At 56.1% G+C, this 18,432-nt stretch carries 17 protein-coding genes and 1 riboswitch; of the genes, 10 read left to right on the forward strand and 7 right to left on the reverse strand.

Going from position 1 to position 18,432, the window contains the following annotated elements:
• Window positions 1-89 precede the first annotated feature (89 nt).
• From VKV18_RS05000 to mnmA, 4 genes are all read right to left on the reverse strand, one after another.
• Window positions 90-371, reverse strand: coding sequence for a YtxH domain-containing protein (locus VKV18_RS05000; protein ID WP_324203126.1), 282 nt, complete (start codon window positions 369-371; stop codon window positions 90-92).
• A gap of 97 nt (window positions 372-468) precedes the next feature.
• The gene (locus VKV18_RS05005; protein ID WP_324203127.1) at window positions 469-921 is read right to left on the reverse strand and encodes a hypothetical protein; all 453 of its coding nucleotides are present in this window, start codon (window positions 919-921) and stop codon (window positions 469-471) included.
• 37 nt (window positions 922-958) lie between these two features.
• Window positions 959-1,366, reverse strand: a complete 408-nt coding sequence (locus tag VKV18_RS05010) for a cytidine deaminase (RefSeq protein WP_324203128.1) — start codon at window positions 1,364-1,366, stop codon at window positions 959-961.
• Window positions 1,363-2,487, reverse strand: coding sequence for a tRNA 2-thiouridine(34) synthase MnmA (mnmA, locus tag VKV18_RS05015; protein WP_324203129.1), 1,125 nt, complete (start codon window positions 2,485-2,487; stop codon window positions 1,363-1,365). Before mnmA ends, VKV18_RS05010 begins: the two co-directional genes overlap by 4 nt.
• Before the next feature lie 154 nt (window positions 2,488-2,641).
• Here mnmA and VKV18_RS05020 point away from each other — a divergent pair, with 154 nt between their 5' ends.
• The gene (locus VKV18_RS05020) at window positions 2,642-3,505 is read left to right on the forward strand and encodes a sugar phosphate isomerase/epimerase (protein ID WP_324203130.1); all 864 of its coding nucleotides are present in this window, start codon (window positions 2,642-2,644) and stop codon (window positions 3,503-3,505) included.
• Window positions 3,506-3,514: 9 nt separating this feature from the next.
• Here the strand turns inward: VKV18_RS05020 and VKV18_RS05025 are convergent, their stop codons facing one another.
• The 3 genes from VKV18_RS05025 to VKV18_RS05035 are packed head-to-tail and all read right to left on the reverse strand — an operon-like array spanning window position 3,515 to window position 9,419.
• Entirely contained in the window at window positions 3,515-6,610 is a 3,096-nt protein-coding gene (locus VKV18_RS05025) for an efflux RND transporter permease subunit (protein WP_324203131.1), read from the reverse strand.
• On the reverse strand, window positions 6,607-8,181 hold the full coding sequence (locus tag VKV18_RS05030; RefSeq protein WP_324203132.1) for an efflux RND transporter periplasmic adaptor subunit: 1,575 nt from the start codon (window positions 8,179-8,181) through the stop codon (window positions 6,607-6,609). The genes VKV18_RS05025 and VKV18_RS05030 overlap by 4 nt, the downstream gene beginning before the upstream one ends.
• The gene (locus tag VKV18_RS05035) at window positions 8,178-9,419 is read right to left on the reverse strand and encodes a TolC family protein (RefSeq protein ID WP_324203133.1); all 1,242 of its coding nucleotides are present in this window, start codon (window positions 9,417-9,419) and stop codon (window positions 8,178-8,180) included. Before VKV18_RS05035 ends, VKV18_RS05030 begins: the two co-directional genes overlap by 4 nt.
• Before the next feature lie 245 nt (window positions 9,420-9,664).
• On the opposite strand from VKV18_RS05035, the gene VKV18_RS05040 reads away from it, so the two are divergent.
• The 9 genes from VKV18_RS05040 (at window position 9,665) to ahcY (ending at window position 18,211) form a co-directional block, all read left to right on the forward strand.
• Window positions 9,665-10,390: a DUF1559 domain-containing protein gene (locus tag VKV18_RS05040; protein ID WP_324203134.1), complete on the forward strand. Its 726-nt coding sequence runs from the start codon at window positions 9,665-9,667 to the stop codon at window positions 10,388-10,390.
• A gap of 204 nt (window positions 10,391-10,594) precedes the next feature.
• Window positions 10,595-11,026 (forward strand): hypothetical protein, encoded by a 432-nt coding sequence (locus tag VKV18_RS05045; protein ID WP_324203135.1) that lies wholly within the window; start codon window positions 10,595-10,597, stop codon window positions 11,024-11,026.
• Between the two features lie 31 nt (window positions 11,027-11,057).
• The gene (locus VKV18_RS05050; protein ID WP_324203136.1) at window positions 11,058-12,200 is read left to right on the forward strand and encodes a Nif3-like dinuclear metal center hexameric protein; all 1,143 of its coding nucleotides are present in this window, start codon (window positions 11,058-11,060) and stop codon (window positions 12,198-12,200) included.
• 22 nt (window positions 12,201-12,222) lie between these two features.
• Window positions 12,223-12,663, forward strand: a complete 441-nt coding sequence (locus tag VKV18_RS05055; RefSeq protein WP_324203137.1) for a type II toxin-antitoxin system death-on-curing family toxin — start codon at window positions 12,223-12,225, stop codon at window positions 12,661-12,663.
• Between the two features lie 6 nt (window positions 12,664-12,669).
• On the forward strand, window positions 12,670-13,623 hold the full coding sequence (locus VKV18_RS05060) for a Gfo/Idh/MocA family oxidoreductase (protein ID WP_324203138.1): 954 nt from the start codon (window positions 12,670-12,672) through the stop codon (window positions 13,621-13,623).
• Complete coding sequence (locus VKV18_RS05065) at window positions 13,607-14,506, forward strand: sugar phosphate nucleotidyltransferase (RefSeq protein ID WP_324203139.1); 900 nt, start codon at window positions 13,607-13,609, stop codon at window positions 14,504-14,506. The genes VKV18_RS05060 and VKV18_RS05065 overlap by 17 nt, the downstream gene beginning before the upstream one ends.
• A 48-nt stretch (window positions 14,507-14,554) precedes the next feature.
• A complete protein-coding gene (locus VKV18_RS05070) occupies window positions 14,555-15,661 on the forward strand; it encodes a DegT/DnrJ/EryC1/StrS family aminotransferase (protein ID WP_324203140.1) in 1,107 nt (368 codons plus the stop codon).
• 129 nt (window positions 15,662-15,790) lie between these two features.
• Window positions 15,791-16,843 (forward strand): NDP-sugar synthase, encoded by a 1,053-nt coding sequence (locus VKV18_RS05075; RefSeq protein WP_324203141.1) that lies wholly within the window; start codon window positions 15,791-15,793, stop codon window positions 16,841-16,843.
• Window positions 16,844-16,954: 111 nt separating this feature from the next.
• On the forward strand, window positions 16,955-18,211 hold the full coding sequence (ahcY, locus tag VKV18_RS05080) for an adenosylhomocysteinase (protein WP_345786393.1): 1,257 nt from the start codon (window positions 16,955-16,957) through the stop codon (window positions 18,209-18,211).
• 100 nt (window positions 18,212-18,311) lie between these two features.
• A riboswitch (cyclic di-GMP riboswitch) is annotated at window positions 18,312-18,399 on the forward strand.
• The last annotated feature ends 33 nt before the right edge of the window (window positions 18,400-18,432 follow it).

Below are 18,432 nucleotides of genomic sequence, written 5' to 3' on the forward strand. Positions count from 1 at the left end.
GCCCCTGTTTCCGCCGGAGCAGGGAGGGTGTGTTGAGGCGGAACAGGGGGCTCGTTCGTAGAAGGTTCAGGTACAGGCTCGTTCATGCTCTAGCCGGCAGCCTCTTCTTCCTCTTTCACGACCTCATCAATTTTTTGTGCCATCTGCGAGCGCAGTTTATCGCTGGCCGCGGCCACCTTTTGGCTGAGAGTACGTCCTAAGTCGGTGATTTTGTCGTTGAGGTCTTTCACGGCGCGTGAGAGATCATCCCGAGTCTCTTCTCCCGATTTAGGGGCCAGCAGCAGCCCTACGGCCGCCCCAACAAGCACACCCACTCCGATGCCGGCCAGCACGCTTACCAGCACGTTTCTGTCGTCACTGCCATTTGCCATTTGCTTTCCTCCTGGTTCTTTCTATTTTACTAGAGATGGATAAACCGTCCAAACGGTTCCGCACCTTGTGGCTTCACTTTGTGGCTTTTGGGGTTCTCTACTTTCCTAGAAGCCAACGTCGTTTTGATTTACGTCTTTTTTCCTCTTCAGGCTTCGTTTTTTCGGCCGCTTGGCGTCTGCGCTGAATCAGAGCACCGGCCAGGGCGCCTCCTGCAGCAAGGAGTTGTCCAACGCCTGCCGCAGCCTCCGCTTTGGCCACCACGGCCCGTAAAGCCGTGGCACTCTCCACCACCGTGCGGGTGGCCGATTCCACGTTTGCGACCGCCTCTTGAGCCGTTTGCAGGGTAGGCTCAATGCGTTGATGGAGCATCGAATCTACCTGATCTACGATGCCGTTAGCCCTTTCCACCACCACCGTTACCTGTTGTCGCGTCTCCTCAAGGCCTTGGATCGTCTTCTTGAGGGTGCCTAGGAGGTCCCAAAGACGATAGGCCACGAAGAGCAGGGCAAGAAGCAACAAAAAGGCAACTATCTGTATCGCTTGTGTCATCGTACATTTCTCTGGTGATTAGTGATCGCTCGATATTTTAGCGAAACGGGTAGGGAAGCAACTCCCTCAGCCGTTTGCGGCCCACCCCATCAATGAGCAGCGGAGCCTCCATGGGCAGGAATTGAGCGATAACTTGCAGGCAAGCTCCGCATGGCACGCGCGATTCGAGGGGCGCCTCCGGTATCGTTTGTGGGCAGGAGACCGCCAGACGTAGAAAACGTCGTGCCCCCTGTGCAACGGCCGAGAAGAGGGCTACCCGCTCGGCACAGCAAGAAAGCCCATAGCTGGCATTCTCGACGTTGCATCCCACAAAGATGCCCATGTCCGTCTCTACCGCCGCGCCTACGGAGAAGTGCGAGTAGGGACAGTAGGCATTTTGCGCAGCACGTCGGGCCGCATCCACCAAGGACTGTTCGTCATCAGAAAACAGCTCTGCTTGTTTCATGAACTCTGCTTGAGGGCATCCGCGATGATGCCCCCTCCTAAAACCACTTGCCCAGCCTCCGCGCCTTCTCCACCATAGAAGACGGCGGATTGCCCTGGGGTCACGGCGCGTTGCGGTTGCATAAAACAACCGACGATGGTTCCCCGCTCCTCACCTTCCCTAATGAGGGCGGAGGCTGCCTGTCCATTATAGCGAATTTTCACCTGTACGGCAAGAGGAGCTTCCAGTGGCGGGCCGGAAAGGGCGATCCAGTTGCATTCCGAAGCGAGGAATCCGGCGGCGTAAAGCTCCGATTCAGGCCCAACTACCACCGTGTTCGTCTCTGCATCGAGGGCCACCACGAAAAGCGCCTCCTTCTGGCCGGCCGGCAATCTTTTGCGCTGACCGATGGTGTAAAAAGCCACTCCCGGATGCTCTCCTATCTTGCGGCCAGAGGTATCCACAATAGGCCCTGGCCGTAGCGCTGTGGGAGCCTTCTCTTTAAGAAAGGCGATGTACCCCTCCTTCGGTACAAAACATATCTCTTGCGAGTCGGGCTTATTGGCAAGCGGCAGCCCAAGCTCTCGAGCAATGCGCCGGGTCTCTTGCTTGCTTTCGATGTGGCCGAGAGGGAAAAGCGTTTTCGCCAGGGCCTCCTGGCGCAGTGTGTAGAGCGCATAAGACTGGTCTTTGTGGCTATCGCGCGCCTTTAATAGCTCGTAACGGCCGGTCTGCTCATTAAACCGAACCCGGGCATAGTGGCCTGTGGCCAAAAAGTCGGCACCTAGATTTTCGGCCTGGCGTAACAGCTCCTCGAATTTTACCGTGCGGTTGCACTCCACACAGGGGTTTGGGGTTCGGCCCCAACGGTACTCCTCGATGAAGCGATCGATCACCTTGTCGGCGAAATAGTCGCGAAAATTAAGGACATAGTGAGGGATGCCGATCTTGGCTGCGGCACGACGGGCATCCTCCACGGCGCCAAGCGAGCAGCAGCCACCGTACTTGCCCTGTTCACTATGCTCTTGCCATATTTGTAATGTGATGCCGATAACCTCATAACCCTCCTGCTTTAAGAGGGCTGCCGTTACCGCACTGTCTACACCGCCGCTCATGGCGGCGACCACAACTCCCTTGCTCATAGCAGTTAAGTTTACTGCATTTGTCGCTCTGTTGTTCCTGAAAACGCACCGGAAAAAGTTTTTTGTTGAGATGCCCTTCTTAGGCGGGCAGGAAATGGAGGACGCAAAGAGGAAACTCTCCACCAAATCCTCAAGTCGTGAAGGAGATTCGAATATGCCTTTTTCACGTCGTGCTCTATTGCAAGGCGCCCTTGGCGGGGCGGCAACTCTGGCTTTAGGCGCTTCCAAAAGCGAGGCCGCCGAAAGCGTCACCGCCCCCTACGGCCCCTTCAAGATGGGCATTCAATCGTACTCGCTAAGGCACTTTAACCTCGATGAGGCCCTCGACATCACCCAGCAGCTTGGTTTGCACTATTGGGAGGGCTTCATGTCGCACATCCCTCTAACGAATGATGCGCAGCAGATCGCCTCCTTCAAGCAGAAACTGGCCGCCCATAATATCCGCATGTTGGCCTATGGAGTGGTGGGCTTTAGTAACAACGAGGCGGAGGCGCGGCGCATTTTCGAGTTCGCCAAGTCCATGGACATCCCTGTTTTGTCGGCCTATCCGGCGCCGGACTCCCTGCCCTTGCTCGACAGGTTGACCCGTGAATATCGCATCGCCATAGCCATCCACAACCACGGGCCCGGCGACACCCTCTACGGCCACCCCGATCAGGTACTAAAAGCGGTAGCAGGTCGCAACCCGCTTGTAGGCGCTTGTGAGGATACTGGCCACATGATCATGGCTAAAGAAGACCCCGTTGCGGCAGAGGTGCGCTATGGCAAACGCCTGCTCGATGTGCATCTTAAGGCCGCAAAGGTGTCGCCTAACGGGGGGCGCGAGTTTGCCGATATCGGCGATCCGGACAGCTTGCTCGACACCATCGGCTTTCTCGATATCCTGCTACGGCTTCGCTATAATCGGCTTGTGGCGCTCGAATATGAGCTGCATGAAAGCGACCCCGTGCCCTCCATACAGAGCTGCTTAGAGTCGGTACGCCATGCTTGGGCGCTTTTGCAGACCGTGGTGGCCTAAGCGAAGAACCTATCCTTCCACAATCGGCTCGGTTAGCTCCGCCGTTGGAGGCGATTCCTGGTTGGCCTGCAGGTGCAGTTGGTAACGCCGGAAGACGACGTAGAGGGTGGGGGCGAAGACGAGGGTAAAGATGGTGGAAAAGCTGAGCCCTCCGATAACCGCGATGGCCAACGGCTGCTGCATCTGAGCGCCGGCCCCAATGCCAAAGGCAAGCGGCACCAGACCAAGTAAGGCGGTGAGCGTGGTCATAAGAATAGGACGGATACGAATGACGCCGGCCTGCGCCACCGCCTCTTCCGGCGTGAGACCTTCTCGCTCGGCACGCTGCGCTTGGTCGAGCAGAAGAATGCCGTTTTTTACCACAATGCCCACCAACATAATGGCGCCCATGAACGAAGAGACGTTGAGCGTGGTGCCCGTGGCCCAAAGCCCAAAGCTTACCCCAAACAGCGCGAGCGGCATGATAAGTAGAAGCACGGTGGGTGAGGTAAACGACCCAAACTGGAAAAGCATAACGGCATAGACCAGCACCACGGCAAGCACTAACACTTCAAGAAGATTGCGGAACGATTGCTGTTGGCTCTGGTATTGCCCCCCAAGCTCATAGGTAATGCCGGCCGGCAGCGGCGTACGTCGCATAAGGGCTTGTACATCCTTCATAACGCTGCCGAGGTCTCTGCCGGAAAGACGCGCTTCGATGGAGACCATGCGCCGCTGGTTCTCGTGGGTTATCTCCACCGTGCCCGCTACCCTTTGGATAGACCCCAATGTGGCCAGTGGGACATTGTAACCGTCTGGGGTATGGATGGGCAACATCTCGATGGCGCTCTTGTCGGAGCGATAGGCCTCGGGAAGACGCACCCTCACCCCAATTTGACGTTCGCCCTGCAGTATCTGGGTGGCAACGTCACCGAACATGGCGGCATTTACCTGATTGGCCACATCTGCGGGCGTAAGCCCCACGGCGCCGGCTTTCACCGGGTCTACCCGCACGGTAAGCTCCGGCCCCATCTCGATCACCCCATTTTGAACGTCCACCACGCCCGGAATCTTGGCAAGCTTGTCGGCCACCGAGCGTGCAACGTCGTCTAGTTGATTTTGGTCTTCCCCAAAAAGTTTCACCTCAATAGGGGCTGGTGCTCCCGATAGATCGCCGATGAGGTCTTGCAGGACTTGCGAGAAGTCTATATCCACTCCGGGCACTTGGCGCTCAATGCGGTCGCGCACATCGGCGATCACCTCATCAATACTGCGATGGCGATGCGAGTGCAACATAACGGCAAAATCGCCGCGGTTCGGCTCGGTGATGGCAAACCCTAGCTCGGTTCCTGTGCGTCGGGAGAAAGATTTCACTTCGGGAGTTGTTTCTAAAATATGCTCGATCTGCATCAGCAAGCGGTTGGTCTCTTCAAGAGAGGTGCCTGGCGGCGTGCGGTAATCGAGGACGAAAGCGCCTTCATCTATAGAGGGCATGAAGTCGGAGCCGAGATGGGTTGCAAAGAAGATAGTGGCCACAACCAGTACACCGGCAGCTATAGCTAACCAACGCGGATGTCTTACACAGAACTGAAGACCTTTTTTATAGACCCCGATAAGCTTTTCAAACAGGCGGCCGTGCTCTGGGGTGCCGGGACGTACTTTGAGAAAAGCGGCACAAAGGCTGGGGCTTACGAAAAGCGCCAGCGCTAAAGAGACCATAAGCGCAATGGTAAGCGTGACGGCCAGTGCAGTAAAGAAAGCTCCGGCGACCCCCTGTAGCAACACGAGTGGCAAAAATACCACGACGGTGGTGAGTGTAGAGGAGATCATAGGAAGCGCGATCTCGGAGGAGGCGAGCCGGATCGAATCGAAACGAGTCGCTCCTTCGGTAAGGTGTCGAAACACATTTTCCACAACGACAATGGCATCGTCTATCACGAGACCGATGCCAACGGCGAGAGCGCCCAAGGTCATTAGGTTGAGCGTAAGGCCTGAGAGGCGCATAAGGAGAAACGTGATGAGCACCGTGGCCGGGATGATAACTGCCGTAACAAGCGTGGCACGTAGGTTGCCTAGAAACAGCATGAGCACAACGACGGCGAGAATGGAGCCGATGACCACCGCGTCGCGCACGCTGCCAACAGCCTCTTTAATAAGCTGCGACTGGTCATAGAACACATGGAGTTGGGTGCCTGGCGGCAAGGTGGGTTTTAACTGCTGCAGGGCCTGTTCTACGTCGTGCACCACCGTCACCGTGTTGGCTCCCGGCTGGCGCACAATATTGATAAGCACCGATTCGGCTCCGTTAGCGGTTACAATGGTCGTGCGGTCTTGTACAGAGGGATAGATGTGGGCTATCTGCCGCAGCAAAATGGGCACCCCTTGCCTTTGAGCCACCACCACGCGGCCAAGTTGGTCGGTGTCGGTGGCCTCGGCGGAGACAATGGCCTGATACTGTTGGAACTGCCGATTGAGGAGGCCAACCGACTTGAAGATATTTGTGTTGGCAATGGCCTGCTCAACCTCCGGTAAAGAGAGATGATAGGCCATAAGGCGCTGCGGAGAGATATCTACGGCGATCTCCGGAATCCGTCCCCCCTGTACCTCTACCAGGGCGACACCCGGCACCCGGCTCAGGGCGGGGCGCAGCGTGTAGGTGGCGAGAGTCCAAAGTTGGGCTTGAGAGAGGTTTTTGGACTGCAGCGAGAGGCCGAGGATGGGAAAGACCGTGGGGTTCATGCGCTCGACCTCAACATCGGTTTCCGGCGGCAAAGAGGAGCGAATCTGATTGATTTGCGTGTTGACAAGTTCAAGAGCGGTGAGCATATCGGTGCCCCACGCGAAATCCACCGATATCTCTGTGTCTCCACGTTGCGTTTTGGAACGGATACGAATAACCCCTGGAACGGTCGCGATGGCCTGTTCGATGGGGCGAGTCAAGGCCACCTCGGTCATACGAATAGGGCGTTCCCCTGCGTGGGCGATCACAACGAGGCGCGGAAAGGTGACCTCAGGCAAAATGGCAACGGGAAACGACCCCACCACGCCTACCCCGATAACGCAAAGCGCTATGGTAACGAAAAGAATGGCTTTGAGGTTCTGTGAGACAAAGCGACTAAGGTTCACGAATTATTCCCTCCCGTTTCGTTCTGCCCCTGTGAAACCACCTTCACCTTTTGCCCGTCGGAAAGCTCATATTGACCTAGCAAAATCACCTGTTCGCCCGGAGCCACCCCCTGACGCACCTCAACAAGGTTGCCTTGTTCGGGGCCTAAACGGACATCTCGTTGATGCGCTTCCCCATCGTTGCCGACCACAAAGACCACGGACTTGTTTTCCTGAGTAAGAACGGCCTGTTTGGGGATAACCACGGCATGTGGGGTAACGGCGAGAATGATGTCGGCGGAGGCAAAGTCTCCCACCCTCAGAAGCCCTTTCGGATTGGATACGGCGATCTGCACCTCCTGAAGGTTGGTTTGTGGATTTACTTGTCCTACACTGATCACCCGACCGGCAAGCGGCTCGCCGGGGAGTACGTCGGAGAAGACCTTTGCCTCCATGCCCTTACGTACACGCGCTCCATCTTCTGCCGGCAGTTGGGCCACCAAAATAAGGCGATTGGGGTCGGTTATCTCCAGTACGGGTGTGCTTGGGTCGGCCATATCGCCGGGGTTGAGATTTCGAGCGGTTACCACCCCACTAAGCGGCGCACGGAGCACCGCATAATCCGCCGTGGCCTTAGCGGCTAACAGATCGGCCTGTTTCTGTTCCACCGTTCGCTGCATGGCGACGGCCTCCTGTTTTTTAGCCAGCACCTGCAGGGCCCCTTGCTGGGCTTGACGGAGAGCGGTTTTAGCCTCTTGGACTTTGGCGTCTCCATCGGCTTGGGCGCGTCGCAAAGCCTGTTGAGCCTGTTGAACGCGCAGGCGCGCCGCTTGAATGTCCTCCGGTCGTGCCCCTGCGCGGATAAGGCTATCTTGCTGCTGGGCGCTCGCTAAGTTGGCCTCGGCCACTTGCAACGCGGTTTGCGCATCGTCGAGATCGCGCTTCGAGTCGATGCCGTGCTCATAGAGAAAACGTACTCGCTCCAGCTCCGCAGCATCCCGATCTCGTGTAGCTTTTGCTTGCACAACGGCCTGATCGGCCTGGGCGATCTCTTGAGGGCGGGCGCCGGCAAGTAGCTTCTTCAGTTCGGTTTGGGCTGTTTCTAGGTCAATCTTTGCCTGTTGCACAGCATTATCTCTATCGAGTTCGGCGGATTTGAGGGCAAGTTGCGCCAGCTGTACGGCATTGGCCTGTTCAGCTTCTGCTGCTTTCAGGGCTAAAGCGGCCTGTTGTGCCTGAGCCTGTGCCGCACTCAGTGCTGCAGCCGCGCTGAGGGATTGAGCCTGTTGGGGCCGCTCATCTACGATAGCCACGACCTCGCCGGCTTGCACCGAGTCGCCTTCGCGAACGAATACAGCCCGCAGCCTTCCGGCAATGGGAGAGGCTATTTTCGCGTCGGCCCCAGGAGCCGGTTCTAGCCGTCCATGCGCGTGAACGACGGAGGCCATAGGATGGAGGGTCGCCAAAGTCGTTTGAACGGCCACAGCCTCAAGGGGTGGGTTCGAGTCGCTCTCATCCGCGCTGTTGCGCGAGCAGCCGGCCAAGCCCATAAGGAGAGCGATGCCCAGGAAAGCAATATAGTGGGTCTTCATCTTATATCGCCTCCTACCGCGTGTTGTAAAGCAGCAACGGCCAAATTACAGTCGGCCAAAGCGTGGGCAAAGTTCTCTTCTTCTGTAAGATAGGTTTGCTGAGCATCTAACAGTTCGAGGTAAGAGACGGCTCGGTTGGCATATCCCGTACGTTCCATATTCAAAAGCTCCTGCGCTCGCTGTAGACGGCCTGTTTGAAACGAGGCCAACACCGTAAAAGCCTCTTGCAGATTTCGATAGGCAGTTTCGACTTCAAGGCGCACGCTGCGCTCTTCATCGGCCAGCAGCGCCTCTTGTTCATTATAGGCCGCTAAAGCGCTCTGACGATCGGCTCGGTTTTTGCCCCAATCCACTAACGGGAAGGTGACCCCCACGCGCACCGAATCGCCTTCAGGGTCGGGGCCACCGAGGGGGTTGTGCCGAAACTCCACGAAGAGATCGGGCTGAGTTTCTACGCGCGCCCCATGTAGTGCGGCAAGTCGGGCCTGCAGGAGCGCCTGGGCAGAACGAATCTCCGGTCGGTTCTGCAATGCCCTTGTTTCCAAATCCGCCAGAGGCACCTGAATGGGGGTAGGCGCTACCAGTTTATCGGTCAGCAGCAACGGAGTGTTGGCCGGCAGGCCGATCACATTGGCCAGAGCCGCATAGGCGTTCGCCCTTTCGGTTTGCGCCACGGAAAGCGTTTGTTGTGCGCTTGCCAGGGCAATTTGGCTGCGAATCACGTTGCTATGGGCCACATCGCCGGCCTGAAACTGGGTTTGTGCTGCATTAAGGAACTCCTGGGCTAAGTGAAGCCCTTCGGTGGCGATGTTGTTGTCAGCATCGGCACGGAGCGCCTGATAGTAGGCCGTTGTTACATTGTAGATGATGTCTCGGCGAACAGCTGCCTGGTCGGCAAGCGCCGCCTCCAACTCGCCGCGGGCGACATGGATCGCTTGGCGTTGTTTATCGCCCAACGGAATCGTCTGGGTTAGCAGCACGTCTTCATCTAATCCTCCGGTGTTCCTTCCTTCATGATGTACAAGGCTCAGCACGGGGTCATCAACGGAGGAAGCGCCGGAGAGGATGGCACGGGCTTTCGCCACACGGGCCGCCGCAGCCAATGCTTGGGGATTGTGTGTCAGCGCCTGCTGAATGGCCTCTTGCAAAGAAAGACGCATAGGCTCTTGCGCCCGGCTAAGGCAGGGCAGCAAGCACCACCCCAAAAGAACGATGGCTGTTCGTAGATAGACTCGCAAGAAACCCTCCTCAAGGATGGTTAGCGCGTGATGTTGAAGCGTCTCATCGCTTCAGATGACAACAGTATTGCACGTCCACCCTTAAAGAGTCCTAAAAAGCAACTTAGAGTTTTCTAAGAAATGGCGTGAAAAAGGAAGCTCGTCGGGCTTGCAACGTGCACAGCGGGTTAGGGTATAATGCGTCTCCGCATGTTCGGGCGTTGCGCTCGGCAACTTGTTCATAACCATCTTAAAGGAGGTAACCTTTGAAACGAGCATTTACCCTTATCGAATTACTCGTCGTTATCGCTATTATCGCCATCCTTGCTGCCATTCTATTTCCGGTTTTCGCCCAAGCTCGCGAGATGGCTCGCAAAACTACCTGCGCGTCCAATCAGCGACAGATCGCTCTAGCTTTTAAGCTGTATACTCAGGACTACGATGAGGGGTATCCGAACACGAACGATCCCTATCTGTTCGCGGGTCGCCACTGGCGTTGGCCTATTATGCCCTACCTCGGCATCGGCCAGAAGCAACAGAGCGGAAGCTTCAACGCCGCTAACGGGTCACCGTCTATCTTACTGTGCCCTTCCGACACGCTCTCGCTAAGCCAATTCAACGGAACCTCTTACGACTATTCCGCCAGCTTCTACCACACCCCCGATCAGATTGACCAGATGCACTTCAGCGACCTGCTCAACAGTCCTTCCTGGCTTACGTGTGTGACGCAAACGGAGGCGGCGGTGGTCTATCCGGCCCAGAAGGTTTTGATTACAGAGTGGTACAACAGCCACGATCATACCGGTGCGCCTGTAGGGTTGTGGGGCAGTTATCCCTTTCCCGGCCCTGATCGTTGGGATGGCGGCCGCATCTTTGCTATGGCCGATGGCCATGTAAAGTTTTTAAAATCGCGCCGGATTCATCCCTCTGCCGATGATTGCCCCGACATCAATCTCACCCATGATGGCGTTGCCGGCAAAGATATAGACTAGCGCTAGAGGGCTATTCTGCCCTGACAGAGAACGGCCAACGGTAGCGAATGGGGTTGGCTAACGAGGTTGAGGATGGCAAGATTTTGACAGGGCGTTCCCAAAGGGGGTACACTTTCAAGCTGGTTTCGATGGCAGTCTGTTTTCATTCTGCTTCTGCTATTGTTGCCCTCATATTGAGCTAACACCAATGTTTAGGAGGAAAAAGTGCGTATTCGAGCAAAAGAGATCCGCCGCATGCGCAAGCGCCAGGAGGAGCGAATAAAGGCGCGCATCAAGGCGGCGAAAGCGGCGGCCGGCAAGGCCTCTGCACGAACAGTAGGACGCGCCGCTGCCGCTGCCCCAACCACCACGGCGCGGCCAAGACCGCGACCGACGGCTCCAGAGCGACGCGAGCGTGAGCGGCCTAAGGCCCCTGAAGTGGCTGTAACCACACCTGCTCCCGCCACCACAGAGGCTACGGCGGAAAAAGCTCCTACCACTCGGGCCCCACGACCACGGAAAAAGGCATCGGAAAAGCCTAAGGAGACGGCTTCGGTCGCCCAAGAGCCGCAGGAGAGCGTAGCAGAGACTCCGTCAGCATCGGCAGAGCCCCAGACACCGCCAACGCCTCAGGAGGAGACCAAGGGAGAGGGGTAAAGGGCTTCACAGGCTCCCATTCAATAGAACGATGACTCGACCCGTACGCCATAGCGTTGCTGCTCCCTCAGTACAAGAGATCGTCTCGTTTTTGGAAAGCCTGTGCCCCTCGCTCGATTCTTCTGCTCCGCCCTTAAGCGCCACCTCGAACCTGCAAGTAGGGGCGCCCACAGACCTTGTGGAGCAGATATACGTGATACCTCAGCCCTCTTATTCTCTATTAACGGCGCTTCCTTCACACAAAAGTGCGCTACTTATCTCAGCCGCGCCGCTATTTGATACGCCGCCCATTGCGTTCGACTGGAAGAGACCTGCTCATCGCCTGCTGCTACAGTTGTTCGAGAAGCAGATCGCTTTCTATGTGTTACCCCCAAGCTATGCCGCCGCTCCGGAAGGCTACGATGCGTGTTTGGCAGAGGCGATCGGATTTCATGAGGTGCTTCCTCTGTATATAGCCGGTACAGCACAGCAGTTTAAATTGGTGGTTTTTGTGCCGCCCCCATCCGTACCTGATGTGCACCGAGCGGCGGCCGAGGCCGGTGCCGGAACCATCGGCGAGTACACTTACTGCTCTTTCCAAGCGCCCGGCAAAGGCACCTTTCTCCCTTCGGAGCGGGCAAACCCTGCCATTGGTAAAAGGGGACAGCTCGAGGAGGTCGAAGAGGTGCGTTTGGAGATGGTTGTACCAAAACATGCGCTCTTGGCGGTCATTGAGGCCGTTAAAGAGGCGCATCCCTATGAAGAAGTTGCTTACGATGTCTACCCACTGCACAATGTTGGAGCACCCTGCGGGCGGGGATGCAAGGTGCGCCTGGAAAAACCGATGGTGTTTGATGACCTGCTTTCCACCCTTGAGCAGGCTTTGGATTTGGGAACGGCTTACCGCTTAAGATACACGCCTCCTGATCCTCAACTGGCGAATGCAGGGGTAACTCATTTAGCGGTTGGAGTAGGAATCGGTTCGTGCAATGATCTTCTAGGCGCTGCTCAAGAGCAGAAGATAGAGGTTATTATCGTGGGTGGAACTTCGCCGAGCGACTGGATAGGGGTACCACCCCCTGTGCTTGTAGACATCGGGTTTCTGCCCGCCGTAGCCCCGGGACTGAAGCGGTTGACCGATAAGCTACGGCAGGTTTTTGGCGGCAGAGGCGTAAAAATAGACTACGCGTTCTGAAAAAGCGAAAGGGGTTCGCCTTATGGAATATCTAACAACACACGACATCGCCTGGATCAACACGGTGGTCACCGGTGAGGTACAACCTTTCAACTATATCGCACTCGAATCGGCAATGGCCGGCCAGTACCGCTACGGCAACAGCCGTGACGTGCTGGCTCAGGCGGCCACATTTCTGCGTCGGCTGCTATTTTCTCCTCCTTTTGCCAAAGGGAACCGGCGTACGGCTCTCATCGCTACGCTAACTTTCTTGAACCGCAACGGCTATCGCACGGCGGTTGCGGATGAGGAGTTGGTGCAGATCTTAAGCGATCTGGAACGCGGTGTTATTGATGCCCATCAGGCCGTTGAGCGGATGGTGGTACCTGCCGAAACGCCTGAGCAGGAGAATTTGCGCGCCTTTGTCCAGAATGAGTGCTTGCAGCACGCCAAGGCGCTGCAATTGGCTTTGCCCGGAGATTAAAAAGTTATGCAGACCCAAAAGGTGGCGATTCTGGGATGTGGTGCTGCCGGGAAAGCGCATTTGGAACGCTGGCTAGCCCTTGCCGGTGTGGAGGTGGTGGCTTTATGCGACAAAGATGTTGCTAAAGTCGCCCCGCTGGCCGAGCAAATTCCGAACTGTGCGGCCTTCACGCGCTTAGACGACACGCTACGCAACGCCAACTACGATATTGTGGATGTTTGTCTGCCGGCCCCGGCCCAGTTCGAGGCGGTTGCGGGTGCCTTAAAAGCGCGGGCGCACGTTGTGTGCGAGATTCCTTTCACCGCAAGTGCAACCCAGGCAGCTGAGCTGGTTCATATCGCTGAAATGCAAGAGCGCTTTCTCATGCCCCTTTTTACACAACGCTTTCATCCGCCCTGTCTCTTTCTAAAAGATTTGATAGCGAATGACGATCTTGGCCGCCCCCTCATGTTTCGCTGCCGATTTGGCAGCTCTGTTGGGGAGCTAGCTGAACTCGGCGTGCTTGGTTCGCCTAATGATGGGTGTGCGTCCTACATCGCCACGGCTTTACACGCTATCGATCTTTTTCGTACGTTTTGTGGGGATGTAAGAAAAGGAGTTGGCCGATGGCGTGACAAACCCGGTAGCCCTTATGCTATCCTGGTGCTCTTGCTGGAATCGGAGTTGACTTTAGGGACAATTGAGATAATGGTGGCACCGCCTGCAGGCAAGAGCGCGCTCGAGATCTACGGTTCTGCGGGAGCTGCAGCGCTCGATTATGAGGAGGGGGTACTTCACTTCACAACAGCCGATCACCCGCTTTGGTATAGTCGTCGTGAAGAGGGACGCGACCGGTTAGAGCGCGCCCTCTCCCACTTCTCCGAGGTCGTATTCGGTCTACAGAGGCTGGAGGTGCGTGGGGAGGATGGAGTGCGCGCTTTGCAGGTTTTAGAGGAGGCGCTACATGGTCGTTCCGGCTAAAGCCGCAGAAACCGTGTCGGCCGAAATAACCCGTGCGGTCGTGCCGGTCGCCGGCCAGGGCAGCCGTCTGCGCCCACTAACCCATCTGCTTCCCAAGGAGCTGCTGCCGGTGGGGCGCAAACTTGTGTTAGACTACGTGATAGAGGAGCTCTATGCTGCAGGCATTCGCGAGGCTCTGTTCATCGTTTCACCACGCAAGCCGCAAATACGTACCTATCTCGAAGAGATCGTGGGAGCTGGTACCGGTTTACACTTTGCCTTTGCCGTGCAGGAGGAGCCAAAAGGTTCGGGAGATGCGCTACTCTATGCAGCGGACTGGGTTGGAGAACAGCCTTTCGTGGTAGCCTTCGGCGACTGCATTATCGCTTCATCGCCTGTAGGCGCCCCTCTGAAACGCCTTATTCAGGCGTTCAAACAGCACGAGGTCGAGGCGGCTATTTTGGTGGAAGAGGTGGAGAGGGAGCGTCTGTCCCGTTATGGGGTAGTGGCTCCTGCAGAAACGAACTCACATGAGGCCCCATTTCTCATTCACGATATTGTGGAAAAGCCTTCGGTAGATGTGGCACCAAGCTCTTTCGTGGTGGCCGCGCGCTGGATACTTAAGCCGACCATTTTCGATGCCATTCGTCGAAGTTCCCCAGACCCCCGTGGCGAATGGAACATTCCGGATGCGCTTCGCAAGCTCCTGGGGGCTCGGCCACGTGCCATCGCGGTTCCGTTGTTGCAGGGCGAAGCGAGGCGGGATATAGGAAGCTGGGGCAGTTTTCTTGCGGAGACAGTGCGCTCGGCGATAAATGATCCGGAGTATGGGCCGCAAATACGTCGCGTGGCCGCCAAAGAATTAACACGTTTTTCAGATTCGGGTATAGTAGTTAGCAAATAAGCAGCGAGGGCCTCAGGAGCCATAATAAACCCGCTGGGGAGGAGTGTTTTGAGAGTACCGCTTGTGGACTTACGTGCGCAGTATCTAAGTTTGAAGGAAACGATAGACGCTGCCATAACTCACGTATGTGAGACCGCTTGTTTTATTGATGGGGAAGCCGTTCATAAGCTCGAATCGGAGATTGCCGCGTTAAGCGGTGCTCGTTTTGGTATCGGGGTAGCCTCAGGCACCGACGCCCTTGTTTTAGCCTTACGCGCTTGCGGTATTGGGCCTGGAGATGAGGTCATCACTACGCCCTTCACCTTTGGCGCTACGAGTGAGGCGATTATGCTCGTTGGAGCTCGCCCCGTGTTTGTAGATATCGATCTTTGCACCTTTAACATAGACGTTTCCCGAATCGAGCAGGCCATTACACCACGCACGCGCGCCCTACTGCCGGTAGACCTTTTTGGCCAGATGGTCGATCGTGGGCAACTCCAGGAGATATGTAGACGCTACAACCTGAAGCTCATTATAGATGCGGCTCAGGCCATCGGTGCAAAACAGCGCGGCCTTCGTATTGCCGAGACAGGAGATGCCACGATCCTCTCTTTCTATCCAACCAAAAATCTCGGTGCCTTCGGAGACGGTGGCATGGTGCTTACCAATGATGCGGAGATCGCGGCCACCGTGCGCAGGTTGCGCGTGCACGGCCAAAGCGGCTATGGTCACTATGAGGTCATCGGTTACACCAGTCGGCTTGATACCCTGCAGGCTGCCGTGTTGCTGGCGAAGCTCCCCATGCTGGAGGAGTGGAACGAGGGAAGAAGACAACATGCCGCTCTCTATCAGACGCTGCTTGCCGACACAAGTGTGACGTTGCCCGGCACAGAACCTGGAAACTACCATGTTTACCATCAATACACCATTCGCCATCCCCAGCGCGATACACTGCAAGCCCATCTTCAGCAGCACGGGGTAGACAGCAAGGTGTTCTACCCGCAGCCGCTTCACATTCAGCCTCCTTATGCGAGCCTCGGCTATCGTCTGGGTGACTTTCCGCATGCGGAGCGGGCCACTCGGGAAGTGCTCTCTATTCCGGTTGTGCCGGAACTTACTACGGAGCAGGTTGAGTATGTAGCCGCGTGCATACGCAACTTTCTGGACAGCAATTAATCATGCGTTCGCGCCTGGGCTGTGTTCAAGAACGCACCTTTAGGATGCCGAAAATAGTCTTAAAAATGAGGAGACAATAACTTTCTTCATTTTTGGGAACCCCCTTGCTAAGGAGCTGAAACAACAGATATGAGAGCGATGATTTTGGCTGCTGGGGTTGGATCGCGCCTCGACCCCCTCACCCGTAACGTCCCTAAACCACTCGTTCCCATCGTCAATCGTCCGGTGATGGAATATCTCATCGAGCTTTTGGTTCGCCATGGGTTCACCGAAATTATGGTGAACCTGCACTACCTCGGTGACCAGATAGCTGCCTACTTTGGAGATGGGTCACGTTGGGGAGCGCACATACATTGGGCCTATGAAGATCAACTTTGGGGCGATGCCGGCAGCCTGAAGCGCGCCGAAGACTTTTTCAAAGACGAGACGTTTTTAGTGATCGGTGGAGACGATTTAACCGATATGGATCTCTCCCGACTGCTCAAGACCCACCGAGAGAAAAAAGCGCTTGCCACCATCGCCCTTTCCATTGTGGATGATCCAAGCGAATATGGAATCGTCCTCATGAACGAGGAAGGGCGCATCACGCGGTTTCTGGAGAAACCCAAAGGCGAGGTGATCTTCTCCAATACTGCAAACACCGGGGTTTATGTGTTCGAGCCGGCCATCTTCGAGCTGATACCGCACGATGTGTTCTATCTCTTTGGGAAGCAGGTTTTCCCGATGCTTCTCGAACAAAAACTCCCTCTATTCGGTCACCTCACTGCGGCCTATTGGCGCGACGTGGGCAATCTTAAGGTGTATCAGCAGACACATCGTGACATGCTCGAAGGCCGCGTGAAAGCGCGCATCGCCTTGCAAGAAGTTCGTAAATTTGTATGGATGGGAGACAATGTAGAGATCGACCCTACGGCGGAAATAGGCTATCCGGTAGCGATCGGCAACAACGTGCAGATACTCGCCGGCGCCCGTGTGCTCGAACATACCGTCATCGGAAACAACTGTGCCGTAGAGGAAGGCGCGACCGTCCAAGAGAGCATTTTATGGGATGGCGCGGTGGTGATGCGCAACACGCATCTTGAGCGCTGTGTGGTGGGCCGCAACTGCCGGGTAAAGACCAACGCGGCCATCTTCGACGGCATCATCGTGAACCCCCAGCGTCATGAAAATGGGCAATCATGAATAAATTGCACTTGTTAGGCTTCATGTAAAGTCTGTATATAATCAACAAAAATACAAAATGGGAGAGAAGGATTGACGGATTCAACAAATACCCAAACTCGCTCCGCCCCCATTCCGCACGATGTGCGGGATTTATCTCTTGCCCCTCTAGGGAAGCGCCGTATCGAGTGGGCGGAGATGGATATGCCGGTTCTGCGGAGCATACGCGCTCGTTTCGAGCGTGAAAAACCCTTGCGAGGGGTGACGATTGCCGCCTGTTTGCATGTCACGACGGAGACGGCCAATCTTGCCATTACTCTGAAAGCGGGTGGTGCAGAGGTCTATCTCTGTGCATCGAACCCCCTGTCCACCCAGGACGATGTGGCAGCGGCGCTCGTGGCCGAGTATGGTGTTCCGACTTTTGCGATTAAAGGGGAGGATCACGCCACCTATTACCGTCACATTCACTCGGTGCTCGACGCGCATCCAACGATTACAATGGATGATGGGGCCGACACCGTCGGCGTCATCCACAGCGAGCGAACCGAGTTGATACCCAACATCATTGGTGGCACAGAGGAGACGACGACCGGGGTCATTCGTCTACGCGCGATGGCGACCGAGGGAGTGCTGGCCTACCCCATTGTGGCCGTCAACGACGCGGCGACTAAGCACCTTTTTGATAACCGTTATGGAACCGGACAATCTACAATAGACGGCATCATTCGTGCTACCAATCGCCTTCTGGCCGGCACCCGTTTTGTCGTGGCCGGCTATGGCTGGTGTGGACGTGGTGTCGCCATGCGCGCTCGCGGTGCCGGCGCTCAGGTCATCGTCACGGAGGTAGATCCGATACGTGCCCTCGAGGCAGTCATGGATGGCTATGCGGTCATGCCTATGATAGATGCGGCCAAGATCGGCGACATCTTCTGTACGCTTACAGGCGATGCCCATGTCTTGCGACGTGAGCATTTCGAGGTTATGAAAGATGGAGCGATTTTGGCAAACTCTGGTCATTTCAATATCGAGATTGACATCCCCGCGCTCGAACAGATGGCTGTTTCCCGTCGCCCCGTTCGTGAGTTTGTCGAGGAGTTCGTCATGTCGGATGGACGTCGCCTCTTCCTTCTCGGCGAAGGACGCCTCATCAACCTTGCAGCGGCTGAAGGCCATCCAGCTGCTGTCATGGACATGTCTTTTGCAAACCAGGCGCTCTGTGCCGAGTACATAGCTCAACATGGCCATGAGTTGAGCAAGGCTGTTCACACTGTACCCACCGACATTGATGCCGAGATCGCCCGTTTAAAACTTGAAAGTATGGGTTATCGGATCGATACCCTCACCCCAGAACAAAAAGAGTATCTCTCCTCTTGGAAGTTGGGCACCTAAGTACCTCTTGACATCGCCACGCTCTATGGAATAAGCTGTAGTATGGTTAGCCGATGCCCTAAAGATATTACTGTGAGGAGCCGATAATAGGAATCGGGAGACGTAGAAAAGGCAAACCCATAGAAATGTGGGGGCGCAAAGCCATGGGCCTGTAGGGGTTTATCCCCCATGGTTGCCAGGTTGCCGTCCTCGACTCAGTTCGGCGCGGTTATCGCGTCTTA

The organism is Chthonomonas sp. (assembly GCF_035294505.1).
GTDB lineage: Bacteria > Armatimonadota > Chthonomonadetes > Chthonomonadales > Chthonomonadaceae > Chthonomonas.